Origin of the sequence: Variovorax sp. OK605, assembly GCF_900115445.1 — a bacterium.
Lineage (GTDB): Bacteria > Pseudomonadota > Gammaproteobacteria > Burkholderiales > Burkholderiaceae_C > Variovorax.
Genome location: NZ_FOWL01000017.1, coordinates 100,362 through 116,777, shown reverse-complemented (window position 1 = coordinate 116,777; position 16,416 = coordinate 100,362). Strand labels below are relative to the sequence as shown.

General features: G+C 69.2%; 18 protein-coding genes. 6 read left to right on the top strand and 12 right to left on the bottom strand.

Translation table 11 applies throughout. The features are described 5' to 3' along the window. Positions 1 to 151 precede the first annotated feature (151 nt). Positions 152 to 1,063 (top strand): arginase, encoded by a 912-nt coding sequence (gene rocF / locus BM013_RS32420; protein ID WP_093132799.1) that lies wholly within the window; start codon positions 152 to 154, stop codon positions 1,061 to 1,063. On the opposite strand, the gene BM013_RS32415 is transcribed toward rocF, so the two are convergent. The 7 genes from BM013_RS32415 to BM013_RS32385 form a co-directional block, all read right to left on the bottom strand. After that, positions 1,060 to 2,097, bottom strand: a complete 1,038-nt coding sequence (locus BM013_RS32415; RefSeq protein WP_093132797.1) for an FUSC family protein — start codon at positions 2,095 to 2,097, stop codon at positions 1,060 to 1,062. The genes rocF and BM013_RS32415 overlap by 4 nt on opposite strands. Further along, positions 2,094 to 2,564, bottom strand: a complete 471-nt coding sequence (locus BM013_RS32410; protein WP_093132795.1) for a MarR family winged helix-turn-helix transcriptional regulator — start codon at positions 2,562 to 2,564, stop codon at positions 2,094 to 2,096. Before BM013_RS32410 ends, BM013_RS32415 begins: the two co-directional genes overlap by 4 nt. Positions 2,565 to 2,633: 69 nt before the next feature. Next, positions 2,634 to 3,377: a DUF2242 domain-containing protein gene (locus tag BM013_RS32405; protein WP_371281355.1), complete on the bottom strand. Its 744-nt coding sequence runs from the start codon at positions 3,375 to 3,377 to the stop codon at positions 2,634 to 2,636. A gap of 93 nt (positions 3,378 to 3,470) precedes the next feature. Beyond that, positions 3,471 to 4,097 carry a nucleoside/nucleotide kinase family protein gene (locus BM013_RS32400; RefSeq protein ID WP_093132791.1) on the bottom strand — a complete coding sequence of 209 codons (627 nt, stop codon included), beginning with the start codon at positions 4,095 to 4,097 and terminating at the stop codon, positions 3,471 to 3,473. 10 nt (positions 4,098 to 4,107) lie between these two features. Beyond that, entirely contained in the window at positions 4,108 to 4,980 is an 873-nt protein-coding gene (locus BM013_RS32395; protein ID WP_218153708.1) for an ADP-ribosylglycohydrolase family protein, read from the bottom strand. 26 nt (positions 4,981 to 5,006) lie between these two features. Further along, entirely contained in the window at positions 5,007 to 5,528 is a 522-nt protein-coding gene (locus tag BM013_RS32390) for an alpha-ketoglutarate-dependent dioxygenase AlkB family protein (protein ID WP_093132787.1), read from the bottom strand. Between the two features lie 64 nt (positions 5,529 to 5,592). Further along, entirely contained in the window at positions 5,593 to 6,867 is a 1,275-nt protein-coding gene (locus tag BM013_RS32385) for a Glu/Leu/Phe/Val family dehydrogenase (RefSeq protein WP_093132785.1), read from the bottom strand. Positions 6,868 to 7,133: 266 nt separating this feature from the next. Here BM013_RS32385 and BM013_RS32380 point away from each other — a divergent pair, with 266 nt between their 5' ends. Together BM013_RS32380 and BM013_RS32375 are read left to right on the top strand one after the other, a co-directional pair. Next, complete coding sequence (locus tag BM013_RS32380) at positions 7,134 to 7,574, top strand: hypothetical protein (RefSeq protein WP_093132783.1); 441 nt, start codon at positions 7,134 to 7,136, stop codon at positions 7,572 to 7,574. A gap of 144 nt (positions 7,575 to 7,718) precedes the next feature. Next, positions 7,719 to 8,186, top strand: a complete 468-nt coding sequence (locus tag BM013_RS32375) for an Lrp/AsnC ligand binding domain-containing protein (RefSeq protein WP_093132781.1) — start codon at positions 7,719 to 7,721, stop codon at positions 8,184 to 8,186. 51 nt (positions 8,187 to 8,237) lie between these two features. On the opposite strand, the gene BM013_RS32370 is transcribed toward BM013_RS32375, so the two are convergent. After that, positions 8,238 to 8,939: a YggS family pyridoxal phosphate-dependent enzyme gene (locus tag BM013_RS32370; RefSeq protein WP_093132779.1), complete on the bottom strand. Its 702-nt coding sequence runs from the start codon at positions 8,937 to 8,939 to the stop codon at positions 8,238 to 8,240. Between the two features lie 51 nt (positions 8,940 to 8,990). On the opposite strand from BM013_RS32370, the gene BM013_RS32365 reads away from it, so the two are divergent. Together BM013_RS32365 and BM013_RS32360 are read left to right on the top strand one after the other, a co-directional pair. Continuing rightward, positions 8,991 to 10,034 carry a type IV pilus twitching motility protein PilT gene (locus BM013_RS32365; protein WP_093132776.1) on the top strand — a complete coding sequence of 348 codons (1,044 nt, stop codon included), beginning with the start codon at positions 8,991 to 8,993 and terminating at the stop codon, positions 10,032 to 10,034. A 25-nt stretch (positions 10,035 to 10,059) separates the two neighbouring features. Then, the gene (locus BM013_RS32360) at positions 10,060 to 11,196 is read left to right on the top strand and encodes a PilT/PilU family type 4a pilus ATPase (protein WP_093132774.1); all 1,137 of its coding nucleotides are present in this window, start codon (positions 10,060 to 10,062) and stop codon (positions 11,194 to 11,196) included. A gap of 21 nt (positions 11,197 to 11,217) precedes the next feature. Here BM013_RS32360 and BM013_RS32355 read toward each other — a convergent pair whose 3' ends face one another. Then, positions 11,218 to 12,786, bottom strand: coding sequence for an MFS transporter (locus BM013_RS32355; RefSeq protein WP_093132772.1), 1,569 nt, complete (start codon positions 12,784 to 12,786; stop codon positions 11,218 to 11,220). Then, positions 12,783 to 13,268, bottom strand: a complete 486-nt coding sequence (locus BM013_RS32350; RefSeq protein ID WP_093132770.1) for a MerR family transcriptional regulator — start codon at positions 13,266 to 13,268, stop codon at positions 12,783 to 12,785. The genes BM013_RS32355 and BM013_RS32350 overlap by 4 nt, the downstream gene beginning before the upstream one ends. A gap of 88 nt (positions 13,269 to 13,356) precedes the next feature. Between BM013_RS32350 and BM013_RS32345 the strand changes: the two genes are divergently transcribed. Continuing rightward, positions 13,357 to 14,265, top strand: a complete 909-nt coding sequence (locus tag BM013_RS32345) for an NAD(P)-dependent oxidoreductase (RefSeq protein ID WP_093132768.1) — start codon at positions 13,357 to 13,359, stop codon at positions 14,263 to 14,265. Positions 14,266 to 14,318: 53 nt separating this feature from the next. Here BM013_RS32345 and BM013_RS32340 read toward each other — a convergent pair whose 3' ends face one another. Both BM013_RS32340 and rffA read right to left on the bottom strand, forming a co-directional pair. Continuing rightward, the gene (locus tag BM013_RS32340; RefSeq protein ID WP_093132766.1) at positions 14,319 to 15,107 is read right to left on the bottom strand and encodes a BON domain-containing protein; all 789 of its coding nucleotides are present in this window, start codon (positions 15,105 to 15,107) and stop codon (positions 14,319 to 14,321) included. A 150-nt stretch (positions 15,108 to 15,257) separates the two neighbouring features. Continuing rightward, on the bottom strand, positions 15,258 to 16,409 hold the full coding sequence (gene rffA, locus BM013_RS32335) for a dTDP-4-amino-4,6-dideoxygalactose transaminase (RefSeq protein ID WP_093132764.1): 1,152 nt from the start codon (positions 16,407 to 16,409) through the stop codon (positions 15,258 to 15,260). Positions 16,410 to 16,416: the final 7 nt, after the last annotated feature.

Genomic DNA, 16,416 nt, shown 5'->3' with positions numbered 1-16,416 from the left:
TTCCGGCAACATGGCGTGAACATTGCGCCTTGCGCCTTGCGCCCGCGCCGGGCACGGCAGATCATCGGCACGTCATCGGTTCCTCTGCACAATGGGTCGCCCGGCGCCCCGCAAGCGGGGGCCCCCCTCCGCCAGACATGAGAGCCCCGCCATGAACACCACCCTCGAACTGATCGGCGCCCCCACCGACATCGGCGCCAGCGTGCGCGGCGCGGGCATGGGCCCCGACGCACTGCGCGTGGCGGGCCTGCCCGAGGCACTGGTGCGCCAGGGCTACAAGGTCATCGACCGCGGCAACCTCGCGGGCCCGGCCACGCCGTGGGCGCCGCCGGCCAACGGGCTGCGCCACCTCGACGAGGTGATTGCGTGGAACCGCTCGGTGTATGCGTCGGTCGACGGCGCGCTGGGCGCCGGCCACGTGCCCGTGATGCTGGGCGGCGACCATTGCCTGGCCATCGGCTCCATCAGCGCAGTGGCCTGGCATGCGCGCAAGCGCGGCAAGAAGCTGCGCGTGCTGTGGCTCGACGCGCACTCCGACGTCAACACCGAGACCACGAGCCCCAGCGGCAACCTGCACGGCATGCCCGTGTCGTGCCTGCTCGGCCACGGGCCCGCGGTGCTCACGGGCTGGAGCGGCGAGCGCGCGGCACTGGCGCACGAGGCCATCCGCTTCATCGGCATCCGCAGCGTGGACGGCGACGAGAAGGAAGCCATTCGCACGCTGGGCCTGAACGTGTTCGACATGCGCCACATCGACGAGCACGGCATGCGCACCACCATGACCGAGGCGCTGCAGGACGTGGACGAAGACACCCACCTGCACGTGAGCTTCGACCTCGACTGCCTCGACCCGGCCGATGCGCCGGGCGTGGGCACGGGCGTGCGCGGCGGGCCGACCTACCGCGAGATGCAGCTGTGCATGGAGATGATCGCGGACACCGGCCGGCTGGGCTCGGTCGACGTGGTCGAGCTGAACCCCGCGCTCGACGTGCGCAACCAGACGGCCGAAGTGGCGGTCGAGCTGATCGAGAGCCTGTTCGGCAAGTCGACGCTGGTGCGCTAACCCGCAGCTGGCTCGGCCGAAGCGACCGGCGCGGCGATGCAGCGCTGCATGCGCTGCAGGTCGTCGAGCAGCAGGCTCAGCGGCGCGATGAGCAACGCGTTGGACGCCGTGGCCTGCACCGTGGCCACGCGCGCGAGGTCCGCCAGATCGGGCGCGCCCTTCCCCGCCAATGCCTCGGCCATGCCTGCCACGGCCGCCCCCGCGGCCTGTGCCGCATCGCGCCAGAACGGGTCGGCCTGGGCGCCCTTCGCCTGCCGGAACACACGGTCGAGCACGACGGCGTCCTGGAAGATGCGTGCTGCCAGCCGCGCCTTGTCGCGGTAGGCGCGGGCCGTGCCTGCGCCACCTGCCGCCGCGCCGCGCCGCCACCAGCGGGCTTCGAGGTCGGCGCTGCCGGCCAGCAGGGCCAGCCGGCCGAGCGACGCGCGCGTGGCGGCATGAATGCGTTCCGCCTGCGCTTCGGCAGGCCGCTGCGCGCCGGCCATGCGCTTCGCGATGCCACGCAGCAGCGCGGCGCAGCCCTCGTCGAAACGCGCGCCCGCGTGGTATTCCGACATGAAGGTCGACACCGCCAGCGCCACCCCCACGCCGATGCCGATCTGCGCCATGCGCAGCAGCGCCACCTGCAGCGCCGAGTGCCCGGCAATGCCGCTGGCCGACAGGATGATCAGCGCCGCCACGGGCGCACTGCGCAGGCCGGGCACCGCGGCGCCGGCGAAGGCCAGCAGCATGACGATGGCCAGCGTGACGGGCAGCGCGGGCACGCCGTGGTGCTGCAGGTAGACGCCGGCCAGGCCGCACAGCGCACCGGCCGCGGTGCCGCGCACGCGGTCCCAGCCGGCATCGAGCGTGGAGCCGGCGCTAGGCCGCATGACGATCAGCACGCTCATCACCGCCCAGAAACTCTCGGGCAGGCGCAAGGCCGAGGCCACGGCCCAGGCCAGCGCCACGGCCGCCGCCAGCTGCACGCCGGGGCGCCAGCGGCCATGGCGCCAGAAGCCCGTGAGGCGTTGCTGGGCCGGCGCGCCGTTCATGGGGTCGGTGCCTTGGCGCCGCTGTCGAGCGCGGCGGCGATGCCGTCGATCAGCCCGCAGGCCTCCAGCAACAGGGCGCGCTGGCCGGCGTCGAGCTGCGCGCCGATCGCCTCGGCCAGCGCCGCCTCGCGCGAGCGCATGAGCGCCTTCAGGCGGCGCGTGCCCTCGGGCGTGAGCGACAGCAGCCACTGGCGCCCGTCGCTCGGGTGCGGCGTGCGCACGGTCCAGCCCTCGGCGTCCAGCTCGGCCAGCAGCCGGGTCAGCGACTGGAGCTTGACCCGTTCGAGCGCGGCCAGCGCCGTGGGCGTGCACGGCCCATGCAGGTGCAACTGGCCCAGCACGCTGAGCTTGGCGACGCTGGGGCCGTCGGGCGCAACGCTGCCGCTGCGCAACTGGCGGGCCAGCTGCGACACCGCGCTGCGAAGGCGCGTGGCGCAGAGCGCCGGATCTGGGGTGGGGGAAGACACGGCCAGATTGTAAGACGCGTCTTGTTATTTTCGGAAGGTGCAATGCCCCCGGCGGCCCGCGCCGCCAGGTCAGCCGCGGTTCGGCGACGAGTTCACGGGGTAGGTGACAGCGGGCGCGGCGGCCGGGGCGGCCTGCGGCACTGACAAGGCAGGCGGCGTGGGCGACGCAACGGCCGCAGGTGCTGCAAGTGCCGCGGGTGCCGCAGGTGCCGCAGGAGATTCGGCGGGCGCCTCGGCCTCGCTGTCCCCGTCCGGGCCTTCGAGGAAGCGGTCGAGCAGCGAGAAGAAGCGGTCGTAGAAGCGCTCGTCCGTCAGCGTCTCGCTGGCCACCTTCACCATCGCGTCGTCGCTGCCCGAGAACGGCAGCGAGAGCGAGCCGATCGCGCCCACGCCCAGGCTGGCCGAGTTGTTGACCTTCTTGATGCCGTAGCGGTCCTGCAGCGCGGTGGCGAAGGCCACGGTGCTCCTGGTCACCTTGCCGCCGCGGGTGCTCTCGAGCGCGCAGACGATGCGGAACTCGACCTCCACATGCACCTCGGCCGCCGGCTGGAAGCTCTTGCGCCCGGTCACCAGGTCGGCATTGGCCGCCGTGATCATGTAGCCCTGGCTCAGCAGCGCGCGGCGCGCGGCCTCGCAGGTCTGGGCCTCGGTGGCTTCGTAGTTGCGGGTGTGGGTGGTGGTCGAGCCGAAGGCCTCGGGCTCGTAGGTCACGCGGCGCGAACCGGTGCCGCAGCCGGCGAGCACGAGGGCGGACACCAGGCCCAGGAGCAGAACCGGGGCGCGAACGAAAGAGAAAGTAGAAGTGAGAGGCATGGTCGGCATGAGGCGGCGAATGCTAACCGGCGTCCCGCGCCGGCAAGGCTTCGAGCGCTCGCGCGCGCCGGCGTTCCCCGGCCCGCGAGATTTTCAGGACCAGGGCAGCAGGTGGTGCGCGCGCACCCGCGTCGCCGCGATCAGCCGCGCATTCGGCGCGTCGGTGCTGTCGACCCAGGCGCGTGCCGCTTCCGCGCTGCGGCCGAACTGCTGGTGACGGCGCACCAGGCGCTCTTCGCGCACCGCGTCGTCGATGTCCACGTACCAGACCTCGTCGAGCATCGCCGCCGCGCCGGCCCACGGGCCGACGTCGTGCAGCAGGTAATTGCCTTCGGTGATGACGAGCTGCGTGGTCGGCAGCACGGCAATGGCACCGGCGATCGGCTCCTCGATCTCGCGGCGGAATTCGGGCGCATAGACGATGTCGCCGTCCGGGCGCTGTTCGCGCAGGCGCTGCAGCAGCGAAACGTAGCCGGCACTGTCGAAGGTGTCGGGCGCGCCCTTGCGGGCGGCGCGGCCGAGCCGTTGCAGCTCGACGTTGGCGAGGTGGAAGCCGTCCATGGGGACGACCTGGGCGCGGTCGCCCAGCATCGACTTCAGGGCGGCGGCCACCGTGGACTTGCCGGCACCCGGTGCGCCCACGAGGCCCAGCAGCTTGCGCCGCCCGTCGGCGAGCAGGTTCTGGATGCGGGTGTTCTCGACGGTGCCGACAGTGTTCATGGAGGTGAGCTCAGGAAAGGTGCCATTCGGGCAGGACTTCGCGGCGCTCGAGCCAGTCCGCAGGAATGCCTTGCGCGCCGACGAAACAAGCGACCACGCCGCCGACGATAGCGCACAAGGTGTCGCGATCGCCGCCGGCACCGACTGCCAGCCACAGCGCATCCTGGTAGTTGTCCAGCGCCTGCCCGCAACACCACAGCGCGAAGGGCACGGTGTCCTGCGCCGACATGGCCATGCCGTTGCCGAGGACGGAAACGGGGAAGTCGAGCGAGGCGACCCGATCCATCGATTGCGCCCGGACCAGCCTGGAGCGCACCTCGCCCTGTGCAAGCTGCTCGACGATGCCGCCCAGGAACTGCGCGTGCGACGGACGCTGCCCGGCCATGCGGAACCGGCAAGCCTGCGCCGCTGCCAAGGCCACCGCCACCGCGCCGGCAATGCCTTCGGGATGCGCATGCGTGACCGCCGCCGAAAGGGCCGCCTGCTCGGCAACAGCCGCGCTGTCGTCCGCGAAGAAGGCGCCGATCGGCGCCGCGCGCATGGCGGCGCCGTTGCCGTAGGAGCCTTGCCCTTCGAAGGCGTCGTTGGTGACCGTGCGCCAATCCTCGCCCGCCCGAATGCGCGCGAGCACGCGGTGCATCGACGGCCCGTAGGCGCGTTCGTAGTCGTAGTGCCGCGCGAGGCTGAGTGCGAGCGATGCCTGCTCGATCTCGCCTTGCCGCGCCAGTGCGGCGACGACCGAAAGAGACATCTCGGTGTCGTCGGTGTACAGCCAAGGTGCGTCCGGCAGCTGCCGTTCGACCCATCGCGCTTCGGAGGCGTTTTCGCGTTGAAAGAAGCATTGCCCGAACGCATCGCCGACGGAGAGTCCGTCGAGCGCCACCAGCGCGCGCTGAAGTCGCACGGAGGTCATTTCAGGATCGCGCGGAAGGTCAGGCTGATGCGCTCGCCCACACCGGCTGCCTTGGGAATCGCATGCAGCCACTCTTGCTGGACGGCATCCGACATGTACAGCAGGGAGCCGTGGGGCAGCGGGTAGTCGAAGCGGACGGCGCTGTCGGCCTTGCGGCGGTAAGCGATCGTCCGGGTGCTGCCGACAGACACGATGGCCACGCCGGTCCCGGGCGCCAGCGCCTCGCTGGAATCGGAGTGGAAGCCCATCGACGACGCGCCGTCCGCGTAGTGGTTCAGCAGGCAGTTGTTCGGGCGAAACCCGAGTGCGGCTTCGATCCGGCCGCACAGCGCTTCGAGCTCGGCGGGCATAGGCACCGGCTCGTAGGCGATCTGCGAGTAGTTGTAGGGCACGCCAAAGCTGGCTGTCTTGCGTGCCTTCATGCGCTCGTCCCACGTCACCGCGGCGCCGAGCCATTCGAAAAGGGCATCGGGCGACGCGACGAACGCGGGATCGAGATGAATGGGCGGGCTGTTCATGAGCCCGCAGGATACAAGGACCCCGGCGCGCTTCTTTCGCGCTTTTTCGCGCGATCTCCCTGGCTCAGGGGTACAGACCGCGCTCCTGGCGCGCCATCAGGATGCGCTCGCACGCCACCGCATACGTCGCCGTGCGCAGCGTGATCCTGTGCTTGTCCGCGGTGTCCCAGATCTGGTTGAGCGCATTCATCATGATGCGGTCCAGGCGCACGTTGATCTCGTCCTCGTCCCAGAAGAACGACGAGAAGTCCTGCACCCACTCGAAGTAGCTCACCGTCACGCCGCCGGCGTTGCAGATCACGTCGGGCACGACCAGCACGCCGCGCTCGGCGAGGATGTCGTCGGCCTGCGGCACGGTGGGGCCGTTGGCGCCTTCGAGCACCAGCTTGGCGGTGGTCTTCTGCGCGCGCTCGGCGGTGATCTGGCCTTCCAGCGCGGCCGGGATCAGGATGTCGCATTCGACGTTCCAGAAGTCCTCGTTCGGCACGATGTCGCCGCCGGCCTTGAAGGCAACCACGCCGTCCTTGTTGGCCACGGGGATCAGCTTGGCCAGGTCGAGGCCGTTGCTGTTGACGATGGTGCCGGTGTGGTCCTGCACCGCGACGATCTTCGCGCCCGCTTCCGCGAACAGCTCGGCCGCGACCGAGCCCACGTTGCCGAAGCCCTGCACCGCGATGCGCGCGCCGCGCAGGTCCATGCCCAGGCGCCGCGCCGCTTCACGGCCGGTGACGAACACGCCGCGGCCGGTGGCCTTCACGCGGCCCAGGGAGCCGCCCAGGTGCAGCGGCTTGCCGGTGACGACGCCGGTGGCGGTGCCGCCGGTGTTCATCGAGTACGTGTCCATCATCCACGCCATGATCTGGCCGTTGGTGTTGACGTCGGGCGCGGGAATGTCGGTGTGCGGGCCGATGATGATGCCGATCTCGCTGGTGTAGCGGCGGGTGATCTTCTCGAGCTCGTTCTGCGACAGCTTCTTGGGGTCGACGCGGATGCCGCCCTTGGCGCCGCCGTAGGGCAGGTTCACCGCCGCGGTCTTGATGGTCATCCAGGCCGACAGGGCCATCACTTCCTCGAGCGTGACGTCGGGGTGGAAGCGCACGCCGCCCTTGCCCGGGCCGCGGCTCATGTTGTGCTGCACGCGGTAGCCCTCGTAGTGGGCGATGGTGCCGTCGTCCATCTCGATCGGCACGTCGACGATCAGCGCGCGCTTGGGGCGCTTGAGGGTTTCGACCCAGCGGGCCAGCGGGCCGAGGTACGGCACGACACGGTCGACCTGCGAGAGATACGTGCCCCACGGGCTGTTGGCGGTCGGGTTGACGAAGGAGAGTTTTTCGCTCATGAGAGATCCCTAGGTTGAACGGATGGCCGCAACGATAGACCTCTCGCGCGCGGCGCGCCATGGCTTATGCGCGCCGCGCTGGCGGTTATGCAAGAGAAGTTGGGACGCGGTGTTTCGGGTCACCGGGGCGGGTGTCGTGGCGGGTGTCGTGGCGCGGCTTGTGGCACATGACAAAACCGTCATCGGCGGGTTATCGATCCGGCGGATGCGCTTCGTAGAGTGGGCTCACCAACCAGGCACAGCCACCCACTTCAAGGAGTTCACGAATGACCCCGCAACCGTCCGCCGCCCGCCTTCTCGCCGCCGCCGCATCGGCAACCCTGCTGGGCGCCACCGCAGCGCCCAGCTTCGCCGGCAACTACGCCGAAGGCGATCCGCGCCCGGTGGCGACGACCTCGACGGCCACGCGCGCCGCCGTCGAGGCCGACGCCCGGCAGTGGCTGAAGGCCGCGCCCACGCAGGGCTACACCGACGGCATTTCGCAGCAGCCCGTCGTGGTCTCGGCCCACACGCGCGCCGCGGTGGCCGCCGACACCCGCCTGTGGATCCAGTCGGGCCTCGCGGCCATGCAGAACGGGGAAGCCGGCGCGGACCCCGCGCAGCCCGGCTATCGCCAGGTGGCGGCCGACTACATGAACCGCCGGGCAGCGGCACAAGCGCAGGCGCGAGCGCAAACGGAAGCTCCAACGCCGAGCGTCATCCGCTGACGCGCAAAGGCCGGCCACGCGGTTTGTGCGATCCGTCCGGCAAAGGGTAGGCCAAGGGCATTTCCTTGGTTCTATCTCCTATGGCCGTCCTCCATAGCCCGCATCTTCCGCCGCGATTCGATGACCGAGCCGGATAATCCTCCAATGCTCGACCTGGACCGCATCGATCTCCGGCTTCTGAAGATCCTTCAGGAAGACGGCCGCATCACCAACCTCAAGCTGGCCGAGGCGGTGGCGCTGTCGCCCACGGCGGTGCTGGCGCGGGTGCAGCGGCTCACGCGCGACGGGTTCATCCTCGGCTACGAGGCGCGGCTCGATCCGCACAAGCTCAGCCGCGGCTTCACGGTGTTCGTCGAGGTGCTGCTGGACCGCACCACGCCCAACGTGTTCGACCAGTTCAAGGCGGCCGTGCACGTGCGCGACGAGATCATGGAATGCCACATGGTCGCGGGCGGCTTCGACTACCTGCTCAAGACCCGCATGGCCGACATGGCCGCCTACCGCGAGTTCGCCGGCACGGTGCTGTGGCAGTTGCCCGGCGTGCGCGAGACGCGCACCTATGCGGTGATGGAAGAAGTGAAGAGCAGCGCGCGGCTCCCGCTGGGCATCTGACGACGCACAGCTCCCTTCAGGCCAGTCGAGCCGATTGGGCCGATCGGGGGATCAGGCCGGTTTGCGCGCCCGCCCGCCGAAGATCGCCGTGCCCACCCGCACCATCGTGCTGCCCGCGCTGATGGCCGCCTCGAGGTCGGCGCTCATGCCCAGCGAGAGCGTGTCGAGCGCGATGCCCGCCTCGCCAATCGACCGGTAGACCGCATGCGCGCGCAGGAACAGTTCGCGCTGCGCATCGAAGCTTTCGGCCGGTTCGGGGATGGCCATGAGCCCGCGCAGCCGAAGCTGTGGCAAAGCCGCCACAGCAAGCGCCAGCGCCACGGCCTCTTCCGGCGGCACGCCCGACTTGTTGGGGCCGCCGTCCACATTAACCTGAAGGCATACATTGAGCGGCGCCAGCTGCGCCGGCCGCTGGGCCGACAGACGCTCGGCGATCTTCAGCCGGTCGACGCTGTGGACCCAGTCGAACTGCTCGGCCACGGGCCGCGTCTTGTTGCTTTGCAGGGGGCCGATGCAGTGCCACTCGAGGGTGGCGCGCAGATCGGCCAGCGCCTCGATCTTGTCCAGCCCCTCCTGCACGTAGTTCTCGCCGAAGGCCGACTGGCCCGCCGCATGCGCCTCGCGCACGGCGTCCGGCCCGAAGGTCTTGGACACCGCCAGCAGCCGCACCTCGCCCGCGTTGCGCCCGGCCGTTACACATGCCTTCGCGATCCGGTTGTTTACATGCTGGAGGTCGTCGCCAATCATCGTCATAATCGTCCAAAATCGTATCAAAACGTCACCGCACCCGAGCCGAGGAGCCCTGTGGACATCACCCAATTGCTGGCGTTCAGCGTCAAGAACAAAGCCTCCGACCTGCACCTTTCCGCAGGTCTTCCGCCCATGATCCGCGTCAACGGCGACGTGCGCCGCATCAACGTCGATGCGCTCGATCACAAGGGCGTGCACGCCATGGTGTACGACATCATGAGCGACACGCACCGCAAGCACTACGAAGAGTTCCTGGAGGTCGACTTCTCGTTCGAGATCGACGGCCTGGCGCGCTTCCGCGTGAACGCCTTCAACCAGGCGCGCGGCGCGGCCGCGGTGTTCCGGACCATTCCTTCGAAGATCCTGACGCTGGAGCAACTCAACGCACCGAAGATTTTCGGCGAACTCGCGCTCAAGCCGCGCGGCCTGGTGCTGGTGACCGGCCCCACGGGCTCGGGCAAGTCGACCACGCTCGCCGCCATGGTCAACTACCTCAACGAAAACGAGTACGGCCACATCCTTACGGTGGAAGACCCGATCGAGTTCGTGCACGAGTCGAAGAAGTGCCTGATCAACCAGCGTGAAGTCGGCCCGATGACGCTGTCGTTCTCCAACGCGCTGCGCTCCGCGCTGCGCGAAGACCCGGACGCCATCCTGGTGGGCGAGTTGCGCGACCTGGAAACCATCCGCCTCGCGATGACCGCGGCCGAAACGGGCCACCTGGTGTTCGGCACGCTGCACACGTCGTCGGCCGCCAAGACCATCGACCGGATCATCGACGTGTTCCCGGGCGAGGAAAAGGAAATGATCCGAGCCATGCTGTCGGAGTCGCTGCAGGCCGTCATCTCGCAGACGCTGTGCAAGACCAAGGACGGCCAGGGCCGCGTGGCGGCGCACGAGATCATGCTGGGCACGCCGGCCATCCGCAACCTGATCCGCGAAGCCAAGGTGGCGCAGATGTACTCCACCATCCAGACCGGCCAGGGCCAGGGCATGCAGACGCTCGACCAGAACCTGACGGAACTGGTGCGCCGCAACACCATCTCGGCTGCCGAAGCCCGCGGCAAGGCAAAGATCCCAGAAAACTTCCCTGGCTGACCCAGCCCTCCGGAGCACCGACATCATGGAACGCGATCAAGCCAGCCAGTTCATCAACGACCTGCTCAAGCTCATGGTGAGCCGCAGCGGCAGCGACCTGTTCATCACGGCCGACTTTCCGCCGGCCATCAAGGTCGACGGCAAGGTCACCAAGGTGTCGCAGCAGGCGCTGGGCGCGCAGCACACGCTGGCGCTCACGCGCTCGGTCATGAACGACCGCCAGACGGCGGAGTTCGAGCGCACCAAGGAATGCAACTTCGCGATCTCGCCCACCGGCATCGGCCGCTTCCGCGTGAACGCGTTCGTGCAGCAGGGCAAGGTCGGCATGGTGCTGCGGACCATTCCCGCCAAGCTGCCGACCATCGACGGCCTGGGCATGCCGCAGGTGCTCAAGGAAGTGGCCATGACCAAGCGCGGCCTCACCATCATGGTGGGCGCCACGGGCTCGGGCAAGTCGACCACGCTGGCGGCCATGATCGACTGGCGCAACGAGAACTCCTTCGGCCACATCGTGACGGTGGAAGACCCGGTCGAATTCGTGCACCCGCACAAGAACTGCGTGATCACGCAGCGCGAAGTGGGCATCGACACCGACAGCTGGGAAGCGGCGCTGAAGAACACGCTGCGCCAGGCGCCCGACGTGATCCTGATGGGCGAAATCCGCGACCGCGAAACCATGGAGCACGCCGTGGCCTTCGCCGAGACCGGTCACCTGTGCATGGCCACGCTGCACGCCAACAGCGCCAACCAGGCGCTGGACCGGATCATCAACTTCTTCCCCGAAGAGCGCCGCGCGCAGTTGCTGATGGACCTGTCGCTGAACCTGCGCTCGCTGGTGTCGCAGCGGCTGGTGCCCACCGAAGACGGCCAGGGCCGCGTGGCCGCCGTGGAAGTGCTGCTGAACACGCCGCTGATTTCCGACCTCATCTTCAAGGGCGAGGTGGGCGAGATCAAGGAAATCATGAAGAAGAGCCGCAACCTGGGCATGCAGACCTTCGACCAGGCGCTGTTCGACCTGTTCGAGGGCCACTCGATCAGCTTCGACGACGCCATCCGCAACGCCGACTCTGCGAACGACCTGCGCCTGCAGATCAAGCTGAACAGCCAGCGCGCCCGCAGCACCGACCTGTCGGCGGGCACGGAGCACTTCGCCATCGTCTGATCGGATCGCGCGGTGGCGTGATCAGTCGATCGTCTTCTGCCAGGCGGCGAACACCCCCGCCGCCAGCGCCAGCACCGCCATCGCGGTGAACCCGTCCAGCGAGGCCATGAAGGTGGCCTGCTGCTCCAGCGTGCGCCAGAGCGTGCCCAGCGCCATGGCATGCGCCTCGCCCGCCGCATGGCCCGCCGCAACGAAGCCGTGGGTCAATGAGTCCAGCGCCTGCATGAAGCTCGCGTTCGCCGGGTTGGCCGACTCGCTCAGCCGCACCTCGTGCAGCGCCAGCCGGTGCTGCTGCAGCGCGATCACGGTGGAGGTCGCGAACGAAATCGCGAGCTGCCGCACGAGGTTCTTCAGCCGGTAGCCGTGCGCGAACTCCTCGGCCGCGAAGGGCTTGAAGGTGAGGTTGGCCACCGGGAGCACCACGAACAGCATCAGCAACCCGCGCAGCAGCAGCGGCCCCAGCAGGGCCTCGCGCCCCACCTGCGGCGTGACCCGCGACAGCCACCACGCCGCCAGCGCCGCAATGCCGAAGCCGGTGACGATGAGCCACTTCTTGCGCGCCAGCCGCGCCGAGTACTTCAGGTACACGAACACCAGCAGCCCCGTGGCGAGCGACACCGCGCCCGTGAAGTAGCCGGTACTGCCCACCGTGAAGCCCAGCCCGCCTTCCATCAGCCGCGGCAGCAGGTAGCTGAAGCCGGTCGACAGGTAGTAATAGACGACGTACAGCGCCAGCCCCACGCGAAACGGCGCGCTGCGCAGCGCATGCAGCCGCACCAGCGGCGCCGGGTGCCGCCACTGCTGCCAGCCGAACCACGCGAGCCCGCCCACGCCGGCCAGCGTCAGCCCGATGAGCGCGGGCGAGCCCGTGAAGAGCTCGAAGTGCGAGCGCGTGAGCACCACCTGCAGCGCGGCCTGCGCGAGCGCGAACACCATGTACGCGACGTAGTGCGGCTCGGTGCGCTCGTGCGGCGCCACGTCGCCGATGTCGGGCAGCGTCCACAGCACCAGCAGGCCGATGAGCGCTGCCACCGGCGCGGTGCTGGCGAACAGCCAGCGCCAGTCGAAATTAGTGACAAGAAAAGCGCCCGCAATGGGCGCCAGCGCGCCGCCGAAAACGATGAGCACCATGAACGCCTTCAGCGCCTTGGCGCGGCGCGCGGGCGGAATGCCGATCTGGATCAGGATGCGGCAGGCGCCCAGCATCGGCCCGACGAAGTAGCCCTGCACGGCACGCGCCGCGGTCAGCTGCATCGAGCTGTCGCACAGCGCCGCGCCCAAGCCGCCCGCGGCGAAGGCGAACATGCAGATGGCCAGGTAGCGGCGGTAGCCCAGCCGCTCGATCCACGCGTGCTGGTGCAGGATGCCGAGCACCGCGCCCAGCGCGTAGGCGCTGGAGGCCCACACCAGCTCGTCGGGCGAGGCGTTGACGCCGCCGGCGATGTAGCTGGCGAAGAAGGCGAACAGCGCGTTGTCGAAGTAGTCGATGGCCGTGACGAGGCCGATGGCCCAGGGCAGCAGCGCCACGGCGACGCTGCCGCCAGGATCGCGATGGCCGCGCCGGAGCCACGCCAGGGCCGGCGGGTTCATGGTGCCGGCCTCTCCTTGCGGCGCTGCTCCAGCGCCTCCTCCACCGGTTCGCCGGCCAGGCGGCGCTCCACGTAGCCGAGGTCGCGCCGCAGCTGCGCCTGCAGCGCCGCGGCTTCCTTGAGCTCGCGGCGCACCTGGGCCACGCGCGCGTCGAGCGTGCCGAGCTGTTCGCTCAGCGTTCCGCGCAAGGCCTTGAGCGAGGTGTTCGACAGCCGCGGACGGCCGCCGTCGGGCGGCGCTGCGTCCACCGGCTGCTGCAGCATGGCCGTGACGACCGTCAGCGAGAACCCCAATGAACGCATGCGCAGCGCGCGCGCCAGCTTGTCGAGGTCGGCCTGCTCGTACAGCCGGTAGCCGCCTTCGCTGCGCACCGGCACCACGATGCCCAGTTCCTCGTAGTACTTGAGCGTGCGCGGGGTCACGCCGAGCCGCGCCGCGGCATCGCGCACGGTGATGGTCCTGGCGGGGTTCGCGGCGGTCATGGTGCGGCAAGTCTAGCCAAACATGTACGTTCACGTACAGGTTTGAGCCTATCGCACCTGTCGCGGAATGGCTTTAAGCTGTCGCCCCATGAGCAGCATCAACACCCGCACCTACGAATCCGTCCCGGCGCAGACCGTGGCCTTCCTCGGCCTCGGCGTCATGGGCGGCCCCATGGCCGGCCACCTGGCCAAGGCCGGCCACACCGTCACGGTCTACAACCGCTCGCCCGCCAAGGCGCAGGCCTGGGCCGCCGAGTTCGGCGCCCCCGGGCGCCATGCGCCCACGCCGCGCGAAGCCGCGGCCGGCGCGGACATCGTGTTCTGCTGCGTCGGCAACGACGACGACCTGCGCTCCGTGGTGCTGGGCGACGACGGCGCCTTCGCCGGCATGAAGAAGGGCGCGGCCTTCGTCGACCACACCACCGCTTCGGCCGACGTGGCCCGCGAGCTGTCGAAGGCGGCGCAGGCGCTGGGCCTGCACTTCATCGACGCCCCCGTCTCGGGCGGCCAGGCTGGCGCGCAGAACGGCGCGCTCACCGTCATGTGCGGCGGCGACGCGGCCGTGTTCGAACGCATCAAGCCCGTGGCCATGGCGTTCTCGCGCGCGGTCACGCTGCTGGGCGAGAGCGGCGCCGGCCAGCTCGCCAAGATGGTCAACCAGATCGCCATCGCGGGCCTGGTGCAGGGCCTGTCGGAAGCCATCGCCTTCGGCCAGCGCGCCGGCCTCGACATGGAAGCCGTGCTGGGCGTCATCAGCAAGGGCGCGGCCCAGAGCTGGCAGATGGAAAACCGCGGCAAGACCATGATCGAAGGCAAGTTCGACTACGGTTTCGCGGTCGACTGGATGCGCAAGGACCTGGGCCTGGTGCTCGACGAAGCCAAGCGCAACGGCGCGCGCGTGCCGGTCACGGCGCTGGTCGACCAGTTCTATGCCGACGTGCAGCAGTCCGGCGGAAGGCGCTGGGACACCTCGAGCCTGATCACCCGGCTCAAATGAAAAAAGCCCGCTGATGCGGGCTTTTTCAATTCAACGCCTTCAATACGGCGTCTTCAGCGGATCGGCGACGTGGTCGCGCCGCTCGCGGGCAGCGGCTCCATCGGCGGCAGCGGCACGCGCGACGAGGAAGAAGAAGACGACGACGATGACGTCGACGGCGAGGCCGACGTCACCGGCGCCGGGCCCTGCCCGCCGCGCTGCGCGGCGGCCTGGTTCGCGGCCTGGCTGGCCGCCAGGTCGGCTTCGGACACCACCTCGACCACGCGCACCACCTTCACCACGCCCGACACGCCGCGCGTGATCTCAGTGGCGCGATCGGTTTCGCGCCGCGTGGCGATGCCCATCAGGTAGACCGTGCCGCGCTCGGTCACCACCTTGAACGAGTTCGCGAAGATGTCCTTGGCGTCGAGCAGCGAGGCCTTGATCTTGCCGGTGACGTAGAGGTCGTTCGAGCGGTCCTGGAAGGTGCTCGAGGCGCCCACGGTGAGTTCGTTCACCACCGAGCGCACGTTCACGATGCGGCTCACCTCGTCCTCGACGCGGCGGCGGTCGGCATCGCTGCCCACGGCGCCGGTCAGCAGCACCTGGCGGTTGAAGCTGGTGACGCTCACGTACATGTTGTCGTTGGCGATGTCGCGCACGCGGGCCGCGGCGCGCAGCTCGATGCCCTGGTCGTCCAGCTGGGCGCCCGAGCTGCGGCGGTCGGTCGCCACCATGCCCACGCCCACCACCGCGGCGCCGCCCACCACGAGCGGCACGCAGGCCGAGAGGCCGGCGAGCAGTGCGGTGCCGAGGGTGAGTGCAATGGCGAAACGTTGGGTGGGTGTCGTCGTCATGGTCATGAACAAGCTTCCTGGATTGGATGGACGGGGCAGGCGGTCTGCGAGCCCGCTGCGTTGGGCAAACAGGTCGAGTAGGCTATGGAGTGGCCCGTGGCGCGGAAGTTCTGGCGCGGACTGCGGCAAGTTTAGCCCAGCGATTTCGCCAGCCTGTTACCTCGTGTCATCGGTCACGGCGCTGCGTAGCACCGAGATCGCCGTGTCCTGCTGCGCTTCGGTCAGCCCGACCCACAGCGGCAGGCGCAACAGGCTCTCGGACTGCCGCACGGTCACCTCCAGATCGCCGTGCGCGCGTCCGTAGCGCAGCCCCGCCGGCGACGAGTGCAACGGCACGTAGTGGAACACCGACGACACGCCCGCCGCGCGGAACCGCTCCAGCACGCGTTGCCGGTCGATGCCGGGCGCGAGCACCACGTAGTACATGTGCGCGTTGTGGCGGCACTCTTCAGGCACGACGGGACGCCGCAGCACGCCTTGCGTCTCGAGCTCCTCGAGCAGCTCGTGATAGCGCCGCCAGGCCGCGAGCCGCACCTCGGTGATGCGCTCGGCCTCTTCGAATTGTGCCCACAGGAAGGCCGCGATCAGCTCGCCCGGCAGGAACGACGAGCCCACTTCCTGCCAGGTGTATTTGTCGACCTCGCCGCGGAAAAAGCGGCTGCGGTCGGTGCCCTTTTCGCGGATGATCTCGGCCCGCAGGCTCAACGCGGGGTCGTTGACAAGCAGTGCCCCGCCCTCGCCCGAGATGACGTTCTTGGTTTCGTGGAAGCTGTAGGCGCCCATCTGCCCGATGCTGCCGAGCGCACGCCCCTTGTAGGTGGCCATCACGCCCTGCGCCGCGTCCTCGACGACCATGAGGCCGTGGCGTTCGGCGATGGCCATGATGGTGTCCATCTCGCAGGCCACGCCCGCGTAGTGGACCACCGCGATGCCGCGCGTGCGCGGCGTGATGGCGGCTTCGATGAGCGATTCGTCCAGGTTCAGCGTGTCGGCGCGGATGTCGACGAACACCGGCACGCCGCCGCGCAGCACGAAGGCATTGGCCGTCGACACGAAGGTGTAGGACGGCATGATGATTTCGTCGCCGTGCTGGATGTCCATCAGCAGCGCGATCATCTCCAGCGCGGCCGTGCACGAGTGCGTGAGCAGCGCCTTGCGGCACGCCGTGCGCTCCTCGATCCATCGATGGCAACGCGCGGTGAAGGGCCCGTCGCCGGCCAGGCGCCCGTTGAAGTGCGCCTCCGCGATGTAGTAGAGCTCCTTGCCCGTCATATGGGGCCAGTTGAACGGGATGTGGTCTTTTTTCATGGTCGGT